General features: G+C 49.7%; 14 protein-coding genes and 1 pseudogene. 4 read left to right on the forward strand and 11 right to left on the reverse strand.

Annotated elements, in window-relative coordinates:
• Positions 1–21: 21 nt before the first annotated feature.
• From BN8899_RS21125 to BN8899_RS08235, 11 genes and pseudogenes are all read right to left on the reverse strand, one after another.
• Positions 22–145 (reverse strand): annotated as a pseudogene (locus BN8899_RS21125) (AAA family ATPase); the annotation flags it as partial.
• 273 nt (positions 146–418) lie between these two features.
• The gene (locus tag BN8899_RS08190; protein ID WP_065219046.1) at positions 419–826 is read right to left on the reverse strand and encodes a LytR/AlgR family response regulator transcription factor; all 408 of its coding nucleotides are present in this window, start codon (positions 824–826) and stop codon (positions 419–421) included.
• A gap of 142 nt (positions 827–968) precedes the next feature.
• Positions 969–2,639 (reverse strand): metallopeptidase TldD-related protein, encoded by a 1,671-nt coding sequence (locus BN8899_RS08195; protein WP_231932298.1) that lies wholly within the window; start codon positions 2,637–2,639, stop codon positions 969–971.
• A gap of 30 nt (positions 2,640–2,669) precedes the next feature.
• On the reverse strand, positions 2,670–4,370 hold the full coding sequence (locus BN8899_RS08200; protein ID WP_082986961.1) for a TldD/PmbA family protein: 1,701 nt from the start codon (positions 4,368–4,370) through the stop codon (positions 2,670–2,672).
• Positions 4,371–4,428: 58 nt separating this feature from the next.
• The gene (locus tag BN8899_RS08205; protein WP_065219049.1) at positions 4,429–5,514 is read right to left on the reverse strand and encodes a TlpA disulfide reductase family protein; all 1,086 of its coding nucleotides are present in this window, start codon (positions 5,512–5,514) and stop codon (positions 4,429–4,431) included.
• 24 nt (positions 5,515–5,538) lie between these two features.
• Positions 5,539–6,627, reverse strand: a complete 1,089-nt coding sequence (locus tag BN8899_RS08210) for an AhpC/TSA family protein (protein ID WP_065219050.1) — start codon at positions 6,625–6,627, stop codon at positions 5,539–5,541.
• A 130-nt stretch (positions 6,628–6,757) separates the two neighbouring features.
• Positions 6,758–8,416: a DUF4998 domain-containing protein gene (locus BN8899_RS08215; RefSeq protein ID WP_065219051.1), complete on the reverse strand. Its 1,659-nt coding sequence runs from the start codon at positions 8,414–8,416 to the stop codon at positions 6,758–6,760.
• Between the two features lie 16 nt (positions 8,417–8,432).
• Positions 8,433–9,821, reverse strand: coding sequence for a DUF4959 domain-containing protein (locus BN8899_RS08220; protein ID WP_065219052.1), 1,389 nt, complete (start codon positions 9,819–9,821; stop codon positions 8,433–8,435).
• A 32-nt stretch (positions 9,822–9,853) separates the two neighbouring features.
• Positions 9,854–11,797 carry a RagB/SusD family nutrient uptake outer membrane protein gene (locus BN8899_RS08225; protein ID WP_065219053.1) on the reverse strand — a complete coding sequence of 648 codons (1,944 nt, stop codon included), beginning with the start codon at positions 11,795–11,797 and terminating at the stop codon, positions 9,854–9,856.
• Between the two features lie 18 nt (positions 11,798–11,815).
• Entirely contained in the window at positions 11,816–15,295 is a 3,480-nt protein-coding gene (locus BN8899_RS08230; RefSeq protein WP_065219054.1) for a TonB-dependent receptor, read from the reverse strand.
• 168 nt (positions 15,296–15,463) lie between these two features.
• On the reverse strand, positions 15,464–16,630 hold the full coding sequence (locus BN8899_RS08235; protein ID WP_065219055.1) for a FecR family protein: 1,167 nt from the start codon (positions 16,628–16,630) through the stop codon (positions 15,464–15,466).
• Between the two features lie 316 nt (positions 16,631–16,946).
• On the opposite strand from BN8899_RS08235, the gene BN8899_RS08240 reads away from it, so the two are divergent.
• The 4 genes from BN8899_RS08240 (at position 16,947) to BN8899_RS08255 (ending at position 21,560) form a co-directional block, all read left to right on the forward strand.
• Positions 16,947–18,074: a Fic family protein gene (locus BN8899_RS08240; protein ID WP_018338027.1), complete on the forward strand. Its 1,128-nt coding sequence runs from the start codon at positions 16,947–16,949 to the stop codon at positions 18,072–18,074.
• 97 nt (positions 18,075–18,171) lie between these two features.
• Positions 18,172–19,467 carry an amidohydrolase gene (locus BN8899_RS08245; protein WP_065219056.1) on the forward strand — a complete coding sequence of 432 codons (1,296 nt, stop codon included), beginning with the start codon at positions 18,172–18,174 and terminating at the stop codon, positions 19,465–19,467.
• A gap of 132 nt (positions 19,468–19,599) precedes the next feature.
• Positions 19,600–20,463, forward strand: a complete 864-nt coding sequence (gene speB / locus BN8899_RS08250) for an agmatinase (protein WP_018338025.1) — start codon at positions 19,600–19,602, stop codon at positions 20,461–20,463.
• Between the two features lie 74 nt (positions 20,464–20,537).
• Complete coding sequence (locus BN8899_RS08255) at positions 20,538–21,560, forward strand: 1,9-bis(guanidino)-5-aza-nonane synthase (RefSeq protein ID WP_018338024.1); 1,023 nt, start codon at positions 20,538–20,540, stop codon at positions 21,558–21,560.
• Positions 21,561–21,624: the final 64 nt, after the last annotated feature.

The raw sequence follows: 21,624 nt of genomic DNA on the forward strand, positions 1-21,624 counted from the left end.
AATACTGCTCAAGAACGAAGTCAACAAACGAATCAAACAAGACTGCGTGCCACTACGGAAACAGTAATCCTGAATGGACATGGAAAAAAGCGTTGAGCAAACTAAAAGGATTATAAACATCTACTAACCGTGATCCGAAATGATAAAGGTACAAAAAAACGACTAATAATCTCACTCTCTCGTTTCCCATTCCTATCACCCTCGTTTCAAAAACCTTCCCGAAGGTCTTTGAAACGAGTTTAAAACGAGTTTGAAAGGAATTTGTTCCCTGTCTTCACCGGAACTACTCCCCGTCTTCACCGGGAATCTCCCTATCATAAATCCAAAGTCATACATCGTAAATCATAAATTGACAAGCCTTCCACCGGAGCCCGCCGATAAACTTATCCACGAGACCGGTGAATATTAAATTACAGGATTACTCCTCGCGCCCCGTTTTCGGGTACTCCCGGGAAGTATCCAGTATATTGAAACAAGCCAACACGTTTTTCCGGTAATGGTCCCCGATCGGGAACCATTTCCCGACGGCACGCAAGGAGTTGCCCGCCCACGTGTCGACATAACGTAAGTTCAGGATAAATCCACGGTGGACACGGGCAAAATACGCGTCCGGCAACTGCCGCTCCACAACTCCCAAACGACACGCCACGGTGATCCGGGATTTATCTTTAAAATAGAAATCGCAATAATTAGCCGATGCCTCGATCCAAACGATGTCGGCGTAAAAATATTTCTTGTAATACTCGTCCTGGCGAATAAACAAGCCGTCTGCCACCAGCGGTGACACCCTCAAAGGTGCGTCCACACCCGATAAATCTGTTTTCATAGACAATTAAAGTTATGCCTCATGAAATATTCACCGACGGGCGGAAACTATAAAAAACATAAAATTAACGTGCCCCCGGAAATAGAGAAAGGACTTTCGGGGAACACGTTATCAAAAAAAACACGTTCTTGCCTGTTTTGCCTTATTGGCGTTGCAAGGGGTAAGTCAATGCCATTTTCTTTTCCTTGCCCGGTTTCGATTCATTGATTTCAATATCTTCAATCAGTACGGATGCCGGGTAAATCAAGGACGACAATGTCTGGCGGTGCAAGATATAGTTCGCAATGTTTTCCTTGCTGGAGATCTGCAACACGCGTTTCATCTTGGAAAGATTGATGCCGGAAACCTTACCGAAGCGCACCTGTGTTTCGCTACCGTCTTTCACGTCAACCTTGTAGACGTGGGCGGACAACCCCCCGAAATCGCGCACGATGTAGGCGTAATCCAGTCCCTCTTCCTTGGCAGCTTTAATCAAGGCTTTTTTCATCTTCTCCTGTTTCATGCCGTCCTCCACCTGGATGTGGATGGTTCCGGGTGCCGTCACGTAAACGACATTCGACCCCGTTGTCAAGAACCGGGAGCTGCCCGTGGACCCGGGAGCCTTCAAGGTGGGAACACGCCCGTTCAAAAACGTCTTCAAGATACCGTTCTCGACCAGCGTCATCTCTTTCGCCGGGACAACCCCTTCTGCATCCACCTCGTAGGCGCCCAGCAAGTCGACCCCGTTGTATTTTTCCAACGTGCTATAATTCTTCACGGTCAGACGGGTATCCAGGATCTTGCGGCCGACACGGTTTTCCAGTGTCCGGGGTTGCTCTTTTTGTCCCAACGGGGCACGCAGGGCAAACAGGCCGCTCTGGTTCAACAAAGTGCTCACGAATATGGAAGAACTCGCCGCCCCCTCGAACAACACGGGACCGGAATAGTACTCATCGATCACGGGAACGGTTTTCAATTTCAACAAATCCTCCGCAAAGGCACGTACCCCTTTCTTCAACTCTTCCAGCGAGGGAAGATCCTGGGGGGTGGCAGCCATCAGCGAATAGGAATCACTGATCTTCACCCCGTCGTCAGTCAGCACGTACCCCGTCGCGTAGAACGAGATATAGGACGTGGGTTGCTTTAAAATAACCCCCTCGCTCGTCTGCTTGTAAAAATCGATTTCACTTCCGGTAACGGTGACGGAAGAATTGTAAATATCCTTGTATTCCTTGAAGATGGCGGACACCTCGCTAACAATCTTCTCCCATCGCGCCTGGTCAAAATCGAACGGTTTCTTACGCTCCACGATTTTTTTTATCGGCTCCGCTTTCGTCAACTCGGGCAAAGCGGCAATTTCAGGAGCCTGGAGGTTCGTCTTCAAATACGCTTTCTTGGCGGCATCCTCTTGCAAGGCGAACTTGTAAGCCCTGTCCGAGAGCAACCAGAAACTACGGCGTAGCGTGTTGTAATTCAATTCCGAGGCACTACTCATATCGGGAGCCGCCCCCACGTAGCGGGTATCGTTCGTGTGCTGGTAATCCCCCAACAACAATTGTGCCGTGCAAACGGTAGCCCAGCCGGTCACGTTGGAATTGACAATCCCGCCGAGCACGCCAGCAACGTCAACTTGCCGGGAGCGTGCCACCGAGTACGCCACGTAAAAGGGTTTCGTCATGCCCGGCAACACGAGTTGTTCCCGGGTTCGTTTCATTTCATCCTGCATTGCCTTGAAAATTATCTCGTCACTCTCGCTCTGGGCGACAACAGGGGACGCAAACAGGATAACTAAAAAAATGAATATATAATATCGCATTACCATTTTCTTTTTCATGATTATATTTATCTGATTCCTTGTGTTTGTTTATTCCGCGTCCGGGGCAGGCAAAACCGGCGGCAAATCGGTAGATTTTTGCCTGCGTTGCGTTTCAATCTTCGTGCAAAAGATCATCGGGGAATTTGCCGTAACCGGCACCCAACCCGACTCGGCGCCGCATTGCCCGGTGAACGTGCTGGGCGTGTCGCCTGCCGCCTTGATGTTGGAGAACATGGACAAGGGAGTCCCGATCAAATCCACGCCTCTCACCAGTTGGTCCGGGCGACCGTCCACGTAAATTCGATACACTTCCAGCGGCGTCACGTTGAACGAGTTCAAGGAACCGTCCTCTCCCGTGAAGGTGAAACCGCTTGTCACATTCTTGAAATAGTACCCGTATTCCTTCCCCTGGCGTTTCGCTTCCTCGATCAACATCTGGCGCAATTCCGCCTCCGTGCGAGGAGAGGTGGTTTCAATCACCAGGTTGGACTGGCGGGATACCGGGTCGCCGCCTCCGGAAGTACGCCCGTGCCCGTTACTGCCCGGGAACCCGTCCAGGGGCACGCGGCTCATCAGGAACTCTTTCAACACGCCGTCCTTGACAACGTCTACCCGGCGGGCTTTTACCCCCTCGTCGTCATACAAATAATAACCATTCATCTGGGTGCCGTGATACTCGCGCATCGTGGGATCGCAATATACCTGGAAATCCGTCGGCAACACAGCCTGCCCGACCATCTTCTTGAAGGTTTCCCCACCCCCTTTCAAACGGATACCCTCGATACGATGCCCGAAGATTTCATGAAAAAACACGCCGCTGGCGGGACCGGAAAGTAATGCCGGGCCGGTATAAGGATCTGCCACCGGCGCCTCTTTCAACGCTTTCAAGCGTTCGACCATGTTCTTGGCATCCGCCACCATCCGGTCGTTCCCGGGAAAGTCGTTCAAGTCGTAAGCGAAATAATCCATGTTCAAGGACAATTCCATCCCGTCATCCGCTTTTATGGTGGCTCCCAGCATCACCCGGGCACACATGCGGTTCTGCACGACTTCACTTCCTTCCGTGTTGACGAAATAGGTTCTCAACACCTCGAATGTGATGCTCGCGGAACCTGCCAGCAATTCGGGACACGCCTTGAAGGCGGCGGAAACTTCCCTCAACCTATTTTCCCAAGCTTCTTTATCAATAGCCTGCTTCCCGGCAGGAATCGGCGCCTCGTAATATTTCTCCACCGGTGACTCGGAAAAACAAGGTGCCTTGTCCTCGTCCGCAACCGAAACCGAGCTTTTGGTCTTCACCTGCTGGTAGGACTGCACGGCAAAGTCGTAACGGCTCAACACCTCCGCCCAGATCGCCTGGCAAATGGCCTCCTCGCAATCATCCCCCTCTACCGGCAGAAATGCCACCGAGGAGGAAGTCCGCGTCGTCTGGGGCGATCCCATCGGGTTGTATTTGAAGTTATCCAGCTCCCGGCTACCCACGCGAATCTGCGGCACCAACGTGCGGGTGTGGCGTTCCACCGTCCCTTGCAAAACACCAAAATCAGCGGCAATACTCACGACCCGGTTATCCATCACCCTAAAATTCATGTGATAAGGAGGGGTTTCTTGTTTTTGCAATTCTTGCATTTCCTTATTCAACTCGTCCTTCAACAAACGCAACAACTTATCGTCTTGTTGCGCGAAAACTCCCGGGATGAATACCAGCAGCAGAAGACAAGTGATAAAAAACAATTTCATTCTTTTCATCTATAATTCATTTAATCTGTTTAATAAAACAATCCTAAAAGTCATACACAAACAAGAGTTATTTCTTGGTGCTTTTGACAAGATCGGAGATCGCCTTGCGGAGCTCCTTGCCGAGCAGTCCCTTGGCGACAATCCTGTATTCACCGTCGAGGAGGATGGTGTAAGGCAGCGTGCTGCCGACCATGTAGAGCTTGGCAACGGGAGAATTTGTCCCCAGGAGGTCGCTACCGTTGCTCCAGACCAGCCCGTCCTGCTCGACGGCACGGTCCCAGGCAAAACGGTTGTCATCAAGAGAAACGCTGATAATCTCGAAATTCCTCGGGCGGAACTGCTGGTAGATTTTAATCAGGTCCGGGTTCTCCCGCCTGCTGGCGGCATCCCAAGACGCCCAAAACACCAGCAACTTGATTTTCGCCGGGACATCGTACAGCGTCAAGGCGTCGCCGTTCATCCGCTTCACGGTAAAGTTCGGGGCAACCTGACCGACCGCCAAAGCGCCAAAGCGATCGAGGGCGGCAGCAATTCCCTTGCCGGGAACGCTGTTCCGGGCATTCTTGCCCAAGAGTTCATACTTGGCTTGCAGGCTCTCCTCCGTTTCGTTTTGAACCCCGAGGGCAATGACATACGCCGTGGCGTAGGCATCGGGATTCGCCTTGACCAATTCCAGCGTCCGGTCCACGAAAGCCTTGTAAGCATGATCAACCCGAATTTGCAAGGCATCCGTATCTGCCCCCGGCTGTCGGGCTTCCGCCGAGATGGATGCCTGCTCGGCGATGAACCGCTGACCGACCCGGTTATAGGCGGCAAAAAGCTGTTGCTGTTCCCCGCCCTGGATCAACGCCCCGTTAGGGGTCACGTTCACCATCACGTTGGTCATTTCCACGATCATGGAAAAGTTCAGCGAACCGTCGGCAGTCACCAGCATGGCACCGAAGGGAGCGTCCGCTTCTCCCTCGAACGAAAACGCCCCGTTCTTCAGCGAGGTGGTCGCCACCGTGTCGAGCGCCACCCCGTCGTTCCGCACGAGGAGCAAGGTCCCGTCCGGCACCCCGCTGACCTTACCGCTTACCCGGAAACTCCCCTGAGCCCGGCAAAGCGACATACCCGCCAACAAACAAACTAAAAACAATATACTTTTTTTCATATCTTATCCTTTAAATTTTACACGCTATTCTCCCAGTATCTCGGCGATTTTCTTCTCCAGATCTTTCTTGTGCAAGCCTTTGGCGATGATGCGGTTTTCCCCGTCCAAGAGGAATGTCTGCGGAATCGCGCGAACCACGTAAAGGGCTGCTATCGGGGAACGTCCTCCCAAAAGGTCGGAAAGGTTCACCCAAGTGATTTTATCGTCCCGGGAAGCCTTTACCCATTCCTCCTTTTTCTCGTCGAGAGAAACGCCGACGATTTCCAAGCCTTTGTCGTGATATTTCTTGTACAGCTTCGCCACGTCGGGCATCTCCTCCCGGCACGGTTTGCACCAGGATGCCCAGAAGTCCACGAGTTTCAACTTCGCGTTTATCCCGTGCAGGGAAACCGTCTCCCCCTCGATCGTCGTTCCCTGGAAATCCGGAGCCACCGCCCCCACTTCCACTTGCTTGAACACTTCAAGTTGCCGGGCGATTGCCTGCCCGAAGGGACTGTTCTTTGCCGTTTCGCCCAACCCGTCGTAGAGCGGTCGCAAGGAAGCGTAATCCATCTGCCCCATACTTGAAGCAATCACGAAAGCCGTCACGGGGGAATCCTTGTGGGCAGCGAACAAGGCTGCCTGCTGTTTTCCCGTCTCCTCCATCACCTTGGCGAACTGTTGCTGCAAAGCCTGCAACTTCATCTGATTTTGCGAGGCGTAAGCCGCCTGCATCTCCTGCTCCATTTTCATTTTTTCCCGGAGGACAACCCGGTTCACGGCATCATACTGGCTCAACACCGCCTGTGCCTCTCCGCCTCCCCGGACTTCAATCCCGCTTTCCCCCGCCACGATGGCATAATCCGTGTTTTCCAGCATCAGGGTAACAACGAGTTGCTGTTGCTCTGTCAGTATGTAAGCCGGCATCATTCCGTCCACCTTCCCCTCGAAGCGGAAACTCCCGTTCTCCATCAAGGTTTCGCCCAAGCCGACATTTCCCTGTTGCCCGGTTCCCACCAGGATCAATTTTCCCCCGAGAGTACCTCCCAAGTTTCCCGTTATCTTGAAACCCTCCTGGGCGGAAAGGGTGAATCCGCTCCACAATATTACCAGTAATAAAATCAATTGTTTCATCTTCATTTTCTATTATTTATACAGTACACACGAAGTATCGGGAAGACCGATTCCGGCTTTCTCGAAAAAAAATCACAGACCGGAGCCGGAAAGCTACCGGCCTGTGAAACAACGAATCAAGTATACGCTACTAATAAGGGATAAAATCCGCCAAACGCAAAGAATACAAAGGAAGTCCCCCGTCGGCGACAGCCACCTCTTTGTTCGACATAGACAAACGGATATACCGCACCTCCCGTTGCAATTTCTCCGGGATCTCGATGAACGAGATTTCCTCGGGAGCATTCCCTATCGTGATTCCCCCGTTCTCGTACGTGGCGTTATGCCAGTTCACCCCGTCATCCGAGAACTCTACCCGTATGGCGTTCACGAGGTACTTCTGGTAATCTCCCATGCTTCCCGCCGTCATGCCCGCCGGGGCAACCGGTTGCACGACCTTGAATCCTTTCACCAGCCGCGGTTCCAGCATGTCGAACTCCACTTCCACCACGGAAGGCGACAACGCGTAGGTCGGCTGGAAGCTGGTATTCTTGTCACCGTCCAGCATATAAGCCGCCCCGTTAATCTTGTAACCATTGCGCGTAGTATCGGAACAGGTCACGATCCATCCCGTCGTGTCCAAAGGCTGTATCCCGGGTATCTCGTTCATGTTTTCGCTCTTCTTTTCCGTGATCAAATCCTCGTCGATTTTCTGGAAGACCCCTAACAAATAACTCCGGAGCCGGTCATCATTAAAATAATGCCCGTTGTAACGCTCCACGACAAACCCCGGGCGCATGTCTTTCAAAAACTGCAAGGTCAAATAACCGGCATACTGGTCCGTATAGCTCGGGGTGGTAAAATTCTTGAATTTCGGGTCGATATAACGGTTCTTGCCCAGGATCACCTTCTCCAGATTCGGGAAATAAAGCAAATCCTTTATGGTCGGCATATCATAATCCAACTCGATTTCACGCACGGATTCGATGTCCTCCCGGGTATAGTCCGGACCGAATCTATGGGTCAGGTAACGGGTAAAGCCGCCGGACCACACTTCTTCATCCATCGACAGGGTATCCGGGGTGAAAGAGAGCGTATCAATGCATCCCTGCAAAAAGCCTTTCCGCTCCACGAAAATCGGTTGGTTGAAATCAATCTCCACACCCTCCTCCTCCGGCAACAAGAACGCGTAATCAAGGATTCTTAACCATTGTTCAATCTCTTTTGCCGACTGCATTTTTTCTTTCATATTCCAAGGATGTTGAACGCCCCGGGTATCCGTGAATTTCAACTCCATTTTCAAAATATCCTCGTTATCTTTATCCAGGAACACCGCCAACTTGTCCCCCAGGCGATAAAAGTTCAAGATTCCCCGGCTGAACGTGCGTAAATCTTCATGCGCTTCCGTGTAGGGACGGGCGTACGTCATCTCCACGATGGATTCCATGCCATCTTCCGTCACGTTGCTCAGGGTCACCGCGTAAACCGTGTTCTTGAGATTCTCGATGTAGATGGAATCGATCAGGCTCTCGTTCTCGAGGATGTCCTGCGGGTCCAGGAGCAACACGGTCGGCTCCGCCTCGTCTTCCCCCTTGTAAGTCAGTTTCACTTTATAGATCGCATCATCCATGTTGCCTTTCCATTTCACCTTGAAGCGATACCACCCGGGAGACACTTGCAGGTTCTCGCATTTCCCCACGTAGCGGACCATCCCATCCCCGGCGTACTCGTCATACGTATCTTCAAGACTTTCGCAACTTACCACTCCGAGAAGTATCAGTAGCCATGCTATATGTATCAATTTTTTCATTGTTCGTCTATTTTTGTTATTCTGCTTTTACACATACTTCCAGTTCGTTGAAAGAGATATATTTCCGTCGGTTGCCATCATCTCCATAGCCGTAGGATCCCCCGTGATAGGTGTCTTCCACGACAAAGATCAGATAGCGGTATTTCTCGCCCGAGTAATTGCACAGCATTTTCAACACGACAGGATCCGCGAGCGCATACTCGTCGTCCGTGACGTCAAGCCAATTTTCCGTTCTGTAGGTTCCGTCCTGTTCATCCGTCCTTGCCGCCCAAGAGGTTTGCCACGTCGCGAAAGAATCCCCGTTATCCAACTCGTACAACAGCTTGCAGGAGGACAAATTCACGCTTTCGGGGTCCGCGTTCGTTCCGTAGAGCTTGACCTTACAGGGCAATTTTCCCCGGTAGTTTCCCTGCCAAAATTCGATCAGATCATCCGGATATTTGACCAATTGCTCGTAGTCACTCGCGAAAGGCCATAGCGTATGGAAATTCAGGAAAGCATAGAGATTTACCGATGCCGGTACTTTAGGCTCCCTCAAATCCAGGATAAAACGTTCGTTAAAAGCATTGGGTCCCGCCATAAACGTGGAGTATCGGAACGTGTACCTATTCTCCAAAAGATTTTTACGGTATTTGTCCCCGTTTTTATCCCCATCAAACAAGTATCGTTCACCCAATTGATACTCCTCGTTCGTCACGATGTTTCCCGTGAAACGGAAATCGAAGTCGGCAGGAGTCAGGGTATCCATAATCAAGCAAGGTACCTCGTAAATCTCCTGTTTCACCCGGTAGCCCCGGGAATCCTCCGTGCGCACAACCACCCGGACAGACTCGCCCACGTTTTGTTTCAACTCGAAATTCAACGTGTCGCCCCCTTTCACGATGGGCGTGCTCAACATCAGGATGGAATCCGGCTGGTGGGTCAACGGGTTGGTCCCGATGTAAAAGATATGCGCCATCCCCTTCATGTTCTCTCGCAAAGAATAACCGACCGAAAAACCATTCCAGAAGGCATCGACCGTCAAGTTGTCAAAGATACTGTAAGCCGTGGAAGGCAAGGTATTGAACGCCACTTCCAGCGGCTCGGAGGCTTTCATGTCATTATCCAAGAACGTCACGAACGCCGGCACGTTCTGCCGTGCCTCGGTAAAGCCGAGCAACACCATCGAATCCGAGAGGTAGCTGCCCTCCTTCGCGAGATCCAACCCATAGGCATCCTTGTAGGAAACACGCACGCGGAACACCCCGCTGTTTTCCCGCAAATAGTATTTCATCACAGCCCCTCCGGGGATAGGCTTGAATTCCAAATCTTTCCGAAACTCGACAGGGACATCGAACGAAACTTCATCGTCATTACAGGCGACAAAACCGACCAACATTCCTATAATGAATAATATCTTTCTCATGATTATTTCTGATTTATAATTTACGATTTATTTTACCATCCTACATTCTGTACACAACCGGATATTTGGGTTTCTTCGCTCCGGATGGGGAAGAAATAATCCCGGGGAGCCACGAAACGATTCTTGGAATACACCTCGACAGGCCGGCCGTTGTTGTAGAAACTATCGTAGTCGTCACCCGTGACATTCCAACCGAACAACGTTTCGTTCAGCTCGACATGGGCGATTTTCCAGCGGCGCACGTTCCAGAAACGATGGCCCTCGAACATGAACTCGATGTTCCATTCCTGGCGGATAATATCGCGCATGCCGACTTTCGTCGCCACCTTGTTCCTGTCTTTTGCCGATGCCCAAGCCTCCTCCACACCCGGGATCCCGGCACGCAGGCGCACTTCATCGATGTTATCGTAGACCTTATCGTTCGGGGCACTCAAATACTCGTTCCACGCCTCGGCGGCAATCAGGTAGAGTTCCGCCATCCGGATGACGGGGAACGGGTCGTCGCCCAAGGCAAAGTAATCTTTATCATAATTGAATAACGAAGCTTTGGAACTCGACCATTTCTTTACCCAGTAGCCACTCAGGTTCTGGGGCTCGTTCGGGTCAATCCGATTCTCTTTCAAGCCGAAAGTTTCTCCCCGGTAAGCCCTTACCTCATGATTGTCCTTCGTCGTGGTTCCCAAACGCCAGTAGCAACGGTCCGCCGCGATAGAGGCGTAGAAACGCGGTTCCCGGCGGGTATGCAGCACGGGAATGTTCACGTTCAGCATCACCACGTCCATGTACCTGGGGTCGGTTTCCATCGTCTGCCCGTAAGGATTGCCGCTATAAGCCGGATCCTGGTCAATCGGCAAACCGTTCTCCGTGTAGAACATCTCCACCATTTTCAGACTGGGGCTCACGGTGGTTCCCGTCAAACTATGATACGGATCCGTGGTAATGTCAGGCATCACAAACTTAGCCCAATCATCAAGATTCGGGTGTTTTTTGATCATCAGTAACACTTCATCGTTCAAGTAGTTGAACGTTGCCGTGGATTGTTCAACATTCTTCATGTAGGATTGCAATTCCGTGGCGCCCGCCTGGTTTTGAACCAAGGATTTCCCGTTTTCCAGGCAAACCTGGATGGCCGCCTCGGCAGCTTCGGCAGCCCGCCGCCATTTTTCAGGGTCTTTTTCCGTGCTGAAAAGCGGTTCCCCGAGCCGGTTCTTGAAATTGGCATAATCGGGATTCCCGTTAAAGAGGTCGGAAGCCTGGTAAAGCAACGCCCGAGCTTTCAACGCCAACGCCGCTTCCTTGCAGAAGAAGGTCCTCCGCGGGCTCTCCTTTTGATTAAAGGGGCGAAGATCTTTTGCCGCCTCATCGCACAATTGCACCACGGCGGCGAAACACGTGTCCACGTGGCTGCGGGGAATCCGCATCTCCGATACGTCCACGTTCGGATCGATATTTCGCGGAACAAGGATAATCGGCCCGTAATGGCGAATCAATTCGAAATACATGTACGCCTTCAACGCCTTGACCTCGGCTTTCCAGTCACGTTTCTCCCAATCCTCCATGTTATATACCTGATCGATTTTCTCAATAAACACGTTACAGAGATTGATTCCCGTGTAAAAATCGGTACGCCCTACCAGCTTTCCCCCCTGAGCTTTCTTCTTGGACCAGATATCCCCGTAAGGGTTCAGGGAATTCTGCAACCCGGAACGGATGTTCAGTCCTTCCAGGCTCGTGCCTAAATAGTCGCCCGTAACCAGTTCGTCCGTGGCGGCAAAAGCGGGATTCCGGGAGAAAAGAGGTATCGGCTCCTGCAAGAAGACGTAGCAACTTCTCAGCCAATCCTCAGCCTGTGTCCGCGTTTCAAAAATCGAGTTTAAGGTCGTCATGTCCTTCTCCGGCACGATATCCAAAAAGTCATCGCATGCCGAGAAGAGGAGAGCGGGCATCAACAATATGAATAATAATCGCTTTTTCATTTTATACTGGATTATAGATTAGAAACTAATGTTTACGCCAACGGCATAGGTCTTCTGTATCGGGTAGTTGAAACCACTCTCACCCAACTCCACATCCCACAAATCGAAATTGGAAATCAAGAAAGGATTGTTTGCCCGCACGAAGAACTTCAGATTTTGCATCCGGAGCTTTTTCCTCACGCTTTCCGGCAGGTTGTATGCCAACTCCAGCGAAGTACAGCGCAAGAACGAACATTCCCGCATGAAATAGGTGGATTTCCGGGTTTCCGAACTATTCACGTTATTCCAATTCTCCTGTTGGTTATACGTCGCGATACTCGACACGGAAAGCCGGGGCCAGAAAGGCCGGTTCGACATGTTTTCCTCCGTCCAGTGGTCCTCGTAAATCGCTTTCAACATGGCGTTGCCGTTCACGAAAGGCGAGATTTTCACCGGGTTGATAAAGAAACTGCGATGCCCGGAGCCCTGGAAAGCAAAGTTAAACTCCCAATTCTTGTAATTGATGAAACCGCTGAACCCGTAAACGATGCGGGGTGTTTGCGGGTAACCGATATGCACCGCATCCCGCGTGTCGATCACGCCATTCTTGTCCACGTCCCGGTAGCGGATATCCCCGGGCATGATTCCCGTGTTCGCCTGCGGGGAGTTCATGATTTCCGCCTCGTCACAGAACAACCCCTCGGCGATATAGCCGATTTGCTGCGAAATATCGTGTCCCTTGAACAACTGCCAAGCCGGTTTGTCGACTGCCTCCTCCAGCTCCTTGTAGACCGCTTTGCTGTAGGTGAACGTCCCGTTCAGGATGATCCAGCAATCCGGGGAGAAAGCATGCTGCACCTTGGCGGACAAATCGACTCCCCGGGAACGCACTTTCCCGATATTATCCAGCGGGGGCAATTCCACGCCCATGTTCGCCGGAATCACTGTCCGGTTCGCGATGATATTATGGCGGATTTCCTGGTAAAAATCAGCATTCAACTCCAAAAAATCCTTGAAAAAACGGGTTTCCACCCCAAGGTTGATTTGCTCGGAAACCTCCCACTCGATTCCCGGGTCTCCGTAGTTCTGGATCTGGTAACGAACAAATTCAGATGGCATTCCGGCATCCGGGTAATATCCCGAAAATATAGCTTGGGCTTTTTCAATCTGAGGCATATACACGAAACGGGGTTCTTTGATAATCCCGTCATTCCCGACCTTTCCCCAGGAAGCCCGGAGTTTGAGGAACGAGAGTTCCCTGCTAATACCCTGCATGAAGCCTTCCTTACTCACAACCCATGCCGCACCCACTGCCGGGAAGAAGCCCATCCGGTTGCTCTTGGCGAAACGCTCAGAACCGTTATACCCGAAACTACCCTCGACAAAATAACGGTCCTTGAACCCGTAACTCCCGCGCATGGAGAAACTCACGTTGCGATGCTCGATGCCGCTAAAAAGAGAGGAAGCGGGGGCTCCGTTCGACTGTATCGCCTGGAGGACAGCCGTCAACGATGTCTGGTGGTCATCCCACGCGGCGGTATGCAACAAACGTCCCTCGTAGACCCACTGCGTGCTGCTTGTCGCGTACGCCATATCACCGGGAACAGATAGGGTACGTATCCCGTCTTGCACTTTTTGCAAGGTGTGTTCGCCCGTTTCAAAATCGTAATTGATCTCCGGGTCCAAATAGTAATAATAAGGTCTGGTTCCATAGGCGGTCTGGTCGTATCCCTGTTTCGTGAGCGACACGCTTGCCCGCAATTCCAACCCCTTGATTAACGAGGAGAGATTGTGGAGGTATTCCATACGGCTGGTCACGGAATAACGCCCACGCTCAATGTAACCCGTTTGCACGTCGGCATAAGGATTGGTAGCATGCCCACTGGAAGTCTTTATACTACCGAACCTCAAGTGAGGCCAGTTGGTAGCTTTGTCTGCCGGGTATATTGCCGCAAAATCCACGGGTGAAGCCGTAAAGGCAGCAGCGTACACCGACGCGGCATCCGTCATCGGACCATGATATTTATCCAAAGAGAAGGAGTTGTTCCACAACAATTGGATCCCGGCACTCAGGTTCACGTTCAAGTTCACCCGGGAAGATATCGTGGAGTTCTTGATATTCACATCGAACTGGTTCAATCGGTCGGTCTTCAATATACCGGAATCGTAATTATAATTCACGGAAGCATAGTATTGCACCACGCTCGATCCTCCCCGGGCATTGATACCGGCACGATGGTTAACCGAGAAATTCCGGAACATGATATCGTACCAATCGTTTGCCGGGTAAACGTAAGAGGGATAGTTGGGATTCCCCGTGCGTTCGATCCGCTCCAAGGTATAAGCCGGAGTCGCGTTCGGATTCCGTGCCAACAACGCCTGGTTGTACATGCGCATGTAAGTTTTCGGGTCCACGACATCAATATTGTCGGTCGGCATGGACCACACGGTTTCGTAACGCACCGTGGTGTAGACGCTACCTTCTTGTCCTTTTTTCGTGGTCACGAGGATGACCCCGTTCGCCCCGCGGGCACCGTACATCGCCGTGGCGGAAGCGTCTTTCAACACGGAGAAACTCTCGATGTCCTCCGGAGCCATACGTGCCAGGTCCAAACGGGAAGATTCCACCCCATCAATCAGCACAAGCGGCTCAGATACCCCGTTAGAGGAGCTGATACCCCGGATATAGAACTTCGTGTTCATCTCCTCTTCCGTCAAGGCTCCCGGCAGACCACCCGTCTGCCAACCGATGATACCGGCAATCTTACCGGTCAACTGGGAGGTAAGGTCGGAACTGGATGATTTCAAGTCCATCGGGCGGATGGTGGTGATGGCCGACACCACGCTCTCCTTCTTCTGGGCCCCGAACGCCACGACCTGCACCTCTTCCAAGTTCTCCTCCGTGGGATTCAAGCGGACGTTCAATCTTGTTTTTCCCTTGATGTCAACGGTTTCCGTCTTGTAACCGATAAAGGAAACCCGCAACACGTCGTCCGGTCTGGCATCAATGCTGTATTGTCCCTCTGCGTCGGAAGCTACCCCTCGCGTTGTCCCGTGAATTACAACTGTCGCACCGGCAACGGGATTCCCTTTCTCGTCTACCACCCGGCCTTTCACGGTAATCAGGTCATTCTTGTCTACCTGTTGGATTTTATCCTGTCTTGTCAGTATCAAAATCAAATTCCCCTCGATCTGGTAAGTGTATCGAGAATTCTTTAACAATACCGTCAAAGCGGAATCAACGCTCACGTTATGCACGTTGATGGAGAAACGTTCGTTTTGAACTGCATTCCGGCTATCTTTAAACCCGTACGCGAATCCTGTCTGTTGCTTGATCTCAGACAATATGTAAGTCAAATTCCTGTCTACAATATTTAACGTGACTTTTTTCCCGTCCTTTTGTTGCACGTTCACGCCACTCGATGACACGGCGGCAACTGATCTCACGGGACCCCACAGTATCGGCATAAACATGATAAGCACACCGATAATAACTTTATTACCCCTAATTTTGTTCATTACTTTATTTTTTTCCATACATTTGTAAGAATATTAGACATAAACGTTGTTACTAACGTTTAGCTTTGACACGACCGAAGGCACCTGACCTGAGAAATCAAACCTTCCGGTAGTGTTTTTAAAAGGGAATCTACTCTAAGCGGATTCTCTTTTTTTCGTTGAATGAAATCAATTTATATAGTAGGCACCTCCTTCTTGTTTAATGTTCTTATCAATAATCAACCCAAGGGCTTTTATCACCCAATCGATAGTAGAGGACTTGTCAAATTCCAACGTACAAGTCCGGCTCTCCAGTTCCGGGGCAAGCCGTATCTCCACCCCGTACCATTGAGATATATCGAAAACAATCTTATCCAACCGCACGCCGTTATATTTAAAGCTATTTTCCATCCAAGCGATATAATCCGCGGGATCCACCTTCTCCGTCCGCACCACGCTATCCTTCATCGTGTAGTACACCCGCTCGTTCGGCACGATTCTCACCTCCTTGCCTCCCGCCATCATCCCGATACTGCCCTCCACGAGCACAGCCTCGGAAAGCGCCAGTTCCTTGCGATAAAACAGATTGAAGCGCGTACCATAAACCTTCACTTGCGTTTCCCCGGCTTGCACGATAAAAGGAATATCCGACTTTTTTACATTAAAATACCCTTCACCTTTCATCTCAACTTCCCGGACAGAATCCCGAAACTCTTCCGGGAACCGCAATTCACTGCCGGCATTCAACACCACCGTGGAACCATCCGCCAGTTGCACGCTATACGTGAATCCGGCTGGAATCACGATGCGGACATTCCGGACCGGCTTTTCCTCCGGCTCATTCTCCTCGACTGTTCCAGTCTGACTCTCTTCTCCCACGACATACACGTCATTTCCTTGCTTCACCTCCAGCGTGTCCAACGCGACAATCGCATCATCCTCCCCGGTCGTGATTAACGTCGGCACTTTTATCTCCGCCACGTTCACGAGCACGGGAGCCTTCTCCATCACCCGCTCTTTTTCAGGCAACATCATCGTCACCATAAAAAACAACACTACCGCTGCCGCCACGGAACTCCCCACATACAGCCAACGACGAGATGCCCGTTTTCTCCGCTCCATCTCCCGCAATCTCGATTGCAATCCGGCCGCTGCCGCTTTCCTGTCCATCCGTGCCACCCGGTGCACATCCTCCACCATCCGCTCCACGACACCCGTTCCGCTCTGTTCCATCCCCTCTTCCCCGGTAAATACCATTTCCCGCAAAAGCATCTCCTTTTTCATCGCCTCCACCCGCTCCACCGCCTTTTGGGCAATCTCTAAATCTTCTCTCTCCTTATCATTAAATTTCTTCATAATACTCTCGATAAATCCATTTTTAATCGCAGTTTTATTACAAAACAATTTTCCCTCCCCATTTTTACCTGAAACTTTTAATGTTTAACATGTTTTAGCAATTAAAGCGATAAAACAGTTCAAAATACACATCTTTTCACATCCAAAGAAATTAACCTATTTCAATTTCGAGGGATTTTTTAAAATAACAACCACCCTTATTTTACTTTTAGGGCAAAAACTAAAATAAGAAATTTCCTTATTTTATTTTTAGGGCAAAAACTAAAATAAGAAATTCTTTATTCTATATTTGCGTGAAATCCTAAAATAAAATCTAATGAAAAACTTTAAATCGGGTATAAAAATAAACCAAGGTTACTACAAAAGTTTCCAACCGAACTTTATAAATAAAGCTTGGATATTAGATAACATGGAAATTATCACTCTTCTAAGCAAAGCAGATAGGATGCTTGGACGACTAGATATGTATTCGGAACATATCCCCAATATTGATTTATTCATCAGTATGCATGTAATGAAAGAAGCGACACAATCATCTAAAATAGAAGGAACACAAACAAACATGGAAGAAGCTCTTCTTGCGAAAGAAGATGTCCCTTTAGACAAAAGAAATGATTGGATGGAAGTCCATAATTACATCAATGCGATGAATGAGGCGATTAAAATGCTGGAAGAACTTCCTTTTTCTTCCAGATTGATACGGAATGTTCATAAAGTATTACTTAGTGGAGTGCGAGGAGAACATAAACAACCCGGAGAATTTAGAAAAAGTCAGAATTGGATCGGTGGTGCATCAATCAATGATGCGATATTCGTTCCACCCGTGCATACGTCCATTCCAGATCTAATGAATGATATTGATGAGTTTGTACACAACGACAAATTATTGATTCCTGAATTATTGAAAATTGCTTTAATCCATTACCAATTTGAAACTATTCACCCTTTTTTAGACGGGAACGGAAGAACTGGACGATTAATGATAACCCTCTATTTAGTAAGTAAAGGTATTCTAAAACGCCCAATCCTATACCTATCTGATTACCTGGAAAAGCATCGGAATTCCTATTACACAAATTTAATGCGGGCACGTACAGAAAATGACATTACTAGTTGGTTTCGATTCTTTTTGACCGGAGTAATTGAAACAGCAGATAACGGAGTCAAAACTTTTGAAAATATTTTATGCCTGCAAAAGGAATACGAAGAAAAAATCAAATCCTTGGGAAGCCGATCTGCAAACGCATTAAAAGTCGTAACCGAATTGTACAAACGACCTATTGCAAGTGCCAATTGGATTGCAGAAATTGCAGACATCAGTACCGCATCCGCTTACAAACTAATTAGAAACCTGGAAGAAGTCGGTATTCTATCTGAAGTGACAGGAAGCAAAAGAGGACGGATTTATATATTAAAAAAATATGTTGACATATTCAACTCATAAACAGCGCAACATGAATCCCTGTATATAACCACTTATCATCCATTCCCGCAAATCACTCACAAATTGAACAAAAAAATTGATAATCAATACAAACGCCATGTCAAACACCATCATATTCAACGCCCGAATCCTCACCATGAACGAGGAGATGGAGATAATTAAAAACGGTTCTATCCTAATAGAAAAAAATTGCATCAAAGAGATTCGCCCCGGTAAAATCGAGATGCCTGATGCCGAGTACTTCGACGCAGAAGGCATGATCGTGATGCCCGGGTTCGTGAACACGCACACGCACGTCCCCATGACCATGCTACGCGGGTACGCCGACGACCTACCCCTCCACACGTGGCTGAACGACCACATCTTCCCGGCAGAAGCCCGCATGGTGACGCCGGAGAATGTCGTCATAGCCACCCGGCTGGCATTCATCGAGATGATCAAATCGGGCACCACCTGTTTCAACGACATGTACTTCTTCGAGGACATCATCGCCGTGGAAGCCCGGAAAGCCGGGATACGTGCCGTTGTCGGCGAATCGCTCATCGACTTTCCCACGCCCAGCTTCCGCACGCTTGACGAGGGGATCGCCCGTTGCGAATCCCTCGTGCAACAATGGTACGGGCACGAGCTGATACACCCGACCGTCTGTGCCCATTCACCGTACACCTGCTCGAAACAAACCCTGAGAAAAGCAAAAGACATCACGGAAAAATACAACATACCTCTTCACATCCACGTGGCGGAAACCCGCCAAGAAGTGGAGGACATCACCACGCGGACAGGCTTATCCCCGGCAGCATACCTCTACTCGATCGGTCTGCTCGACCGGAACGTAATTGCCGCCCATTCCGTCTGGCTCAACCCGAATGACATCGAATTATACGCCCGCACGGGAACGTCCATCGCACATTGCCCAAAAAGCAACCTAAAACTTGCCAGCGGGATTGCCGACACGGACGCCTACCTGAAAGCCGGAATAAACGTGGGCATCGGGACGGACGGCACGGCAAGCAACAACACGCTGGACATGGTGGAAGAAACGCGTTTCGCCGCCCTACTCCCCAAAGGAGTACATTACAACCCGGAGGCAGTCTCCGCGAAAACCGCCTTGCGGATGAGCACCATCAACGGGGCAAAAGCTCTAGGGTTAAACCACCTGACCGGCTCCCTCGAACCGGGCAAACGGGCGGACCTGATCGTGGTTCATGCCGACGCCAGCAACATGATTCCGATGTACGACGAGTACTCCGCCATCGTGTACGCGGCAAACAGCAAGAACATCCGTTCCTCGATGGTCAACGGGAAATGGATCATGCTCAACCGGGAAGTTATGAACATCGACAAAGAAGAAACCATGAATGCCATGCGACGCATCTCCGAAACCACTGTCTGACAGCCACAAATCGAAATAACAGATTAATTTTTCATTTTCAATTTTCAATTTTCAATTCTCAATTATATTCGTTAGTTTTGCAGACCTTTTTATAAAGAAAGGAGTTTATAAACACTATAAACCCAATTAGATATGGAAAAGAAAAATTATGGAGGACTCGAGGATGAGTTTACGGCATACGAAAGTGCCGAGATTGTAGTATTGCCTGTACCTTATGACGGAACAAGCACGTGGTTGAAGGGAGCGGACAAAGGTCCCGATGCGATCCTTGAAGCATCGGCTAACATGGAACTCTACGATATCGAAACGGATTCCGAGGTTTACACCCGCGGCATAGCGACACTAGACCCGGTGACGGAAGCCTCCTCCCCGGAAGCCATGTCCCAAGAAGTTGAAAAACAGGTTGATAAAATCCTGACAGATAAAAAATTCCCCGTGATACTGGGCGGAGAGCATTCAGTCAGCATCGGAGTATTCCGGGCTTTCGCCAAACACTATGACAAATTTTCTGTCCTGCAACTGGACGCTCACTCCGATATGCGTAGCGAGTACGAGGGTTCTACCCACAATCACGCTTGCGTGATGGCTCGTGCCAAAGAAGTAGCGACTGTCGCACAGGTGGGTATCAGAAGTTCAGCCATCGAGGAAAAAGAAAATATCATGCCCGACCGTATCTTTTACGCTCACGACTTGCATGACGCCAAGGAGGGGAACAACTGGATGTACATGGTATCCCAGAAATTACACGACAACGTGTATATTACCATCGATCTGGACGTTTTCGACCCGGCTATCGTGCCCGCAACCGGAACCCCGGAACCGGACGGATTGTATTACAGAGAGGTACTGAACTTCCTCAAACTGATTAACGAACGTCATAACATCATCGGTCTGGATGTGGTAGAACTTTGCCCCAACGACGTCAACAAGTCATCCGACTTCCTGGCAAGCAAACTGATCTACCAGATATTGAGCATGAAATATCAAAACCAATGATCAGAAATCACATAATCAAGAAATTGAGTCAATAAGGTCCTCATAATTGTACCTTATATTTTTAAATAAATAAAATGGAAAAGAAAGATTTATTAAAAGACACTATCAAACACATCGACATCAAGTCGTATGACTCAACCCAATTGATCGACGCGATGCGCGATATGTCCTTCACCTCTCGCGATACAGCCAGAGCAACTGATATTCTGATGAAAATGGTTGGCGAGAAAGAGTGTACGAATATTCTTACCATTGCCGGGAGTACCAGTGCTGCCGGATGTATGCAGGTTTACGTGGATATGGTTCGTAACAAGATGATCGACGTGGTAGTATCCACGGGTGCTTCTATCATTGACATGGACCTGTTCGAGGCTCTTGGCTTCAAACACTACAAAGGACACCAAGACGTGCCTGACATGCAATTGAGAGAACTTTACATTGACCGTATTTACGATACGTTCATCGACGAGGAGGAATTGCAAGCTTGCGACCACACTACTTACGAGATCGCCAACAACTTGGAACCCCGTCCTTATTCATCACGTGAATTTATATGGGAGATCGGGAAATGGCTACACGAGGGACACGCCGTGAAAAAAGACAGCTTAATCCAAACTTGCTATGAATGCGGGGTACCCATCTTCTGTCCGGCATTCTCTGATTGTAGCGCAGGATTCGGTATCGGTAAACACCAATGGGAACACCCCGACAAACACGTGTCTATCGACTCCGTGAAAGACTTCGTCGAATTGACCCAAATCAAAATCAAGGCAGGAACCACCGGATTATTCATGGTCGGTGGCGGAACCCCGAAAAACTTCGCTCAAGACACCGTAGTCTGTGCCGAAATCTTAGGTTTTGACGTGCCCATGCACAAATACGCCATCCAAATCACCGTGGCTGACGTTCGCGACGGTGCATGCTCCTCTTCAACTTTGAAAGAAGCTTGTTCATGGGGTAAAGTAGACGTTACCTACGAACAAATGGTTTACGCCGAAGGAACGACCGTTATTCCCGCTATCGCCAGCTACGTTTACCACAACGGACCTTGGAAAGAGAGAGAATACAAGAACTGGAACAAATTATTCCAAAAATAAGAGAACGAAAGGGACTTTGCTGTCCCTTTCTTCATTTTATAAACTCCCGCTTGCGGAAAACTTC

The organism is Butyricimonas sp. Marseille-P2440 (genome assembly GCF_900091675.1).
GTDB lineage: Bacteria > Bacteroidota > Bacteroidia > Bacteroidales > Marinifilaceae > Butyricimonas > Butyricimonas synergistica.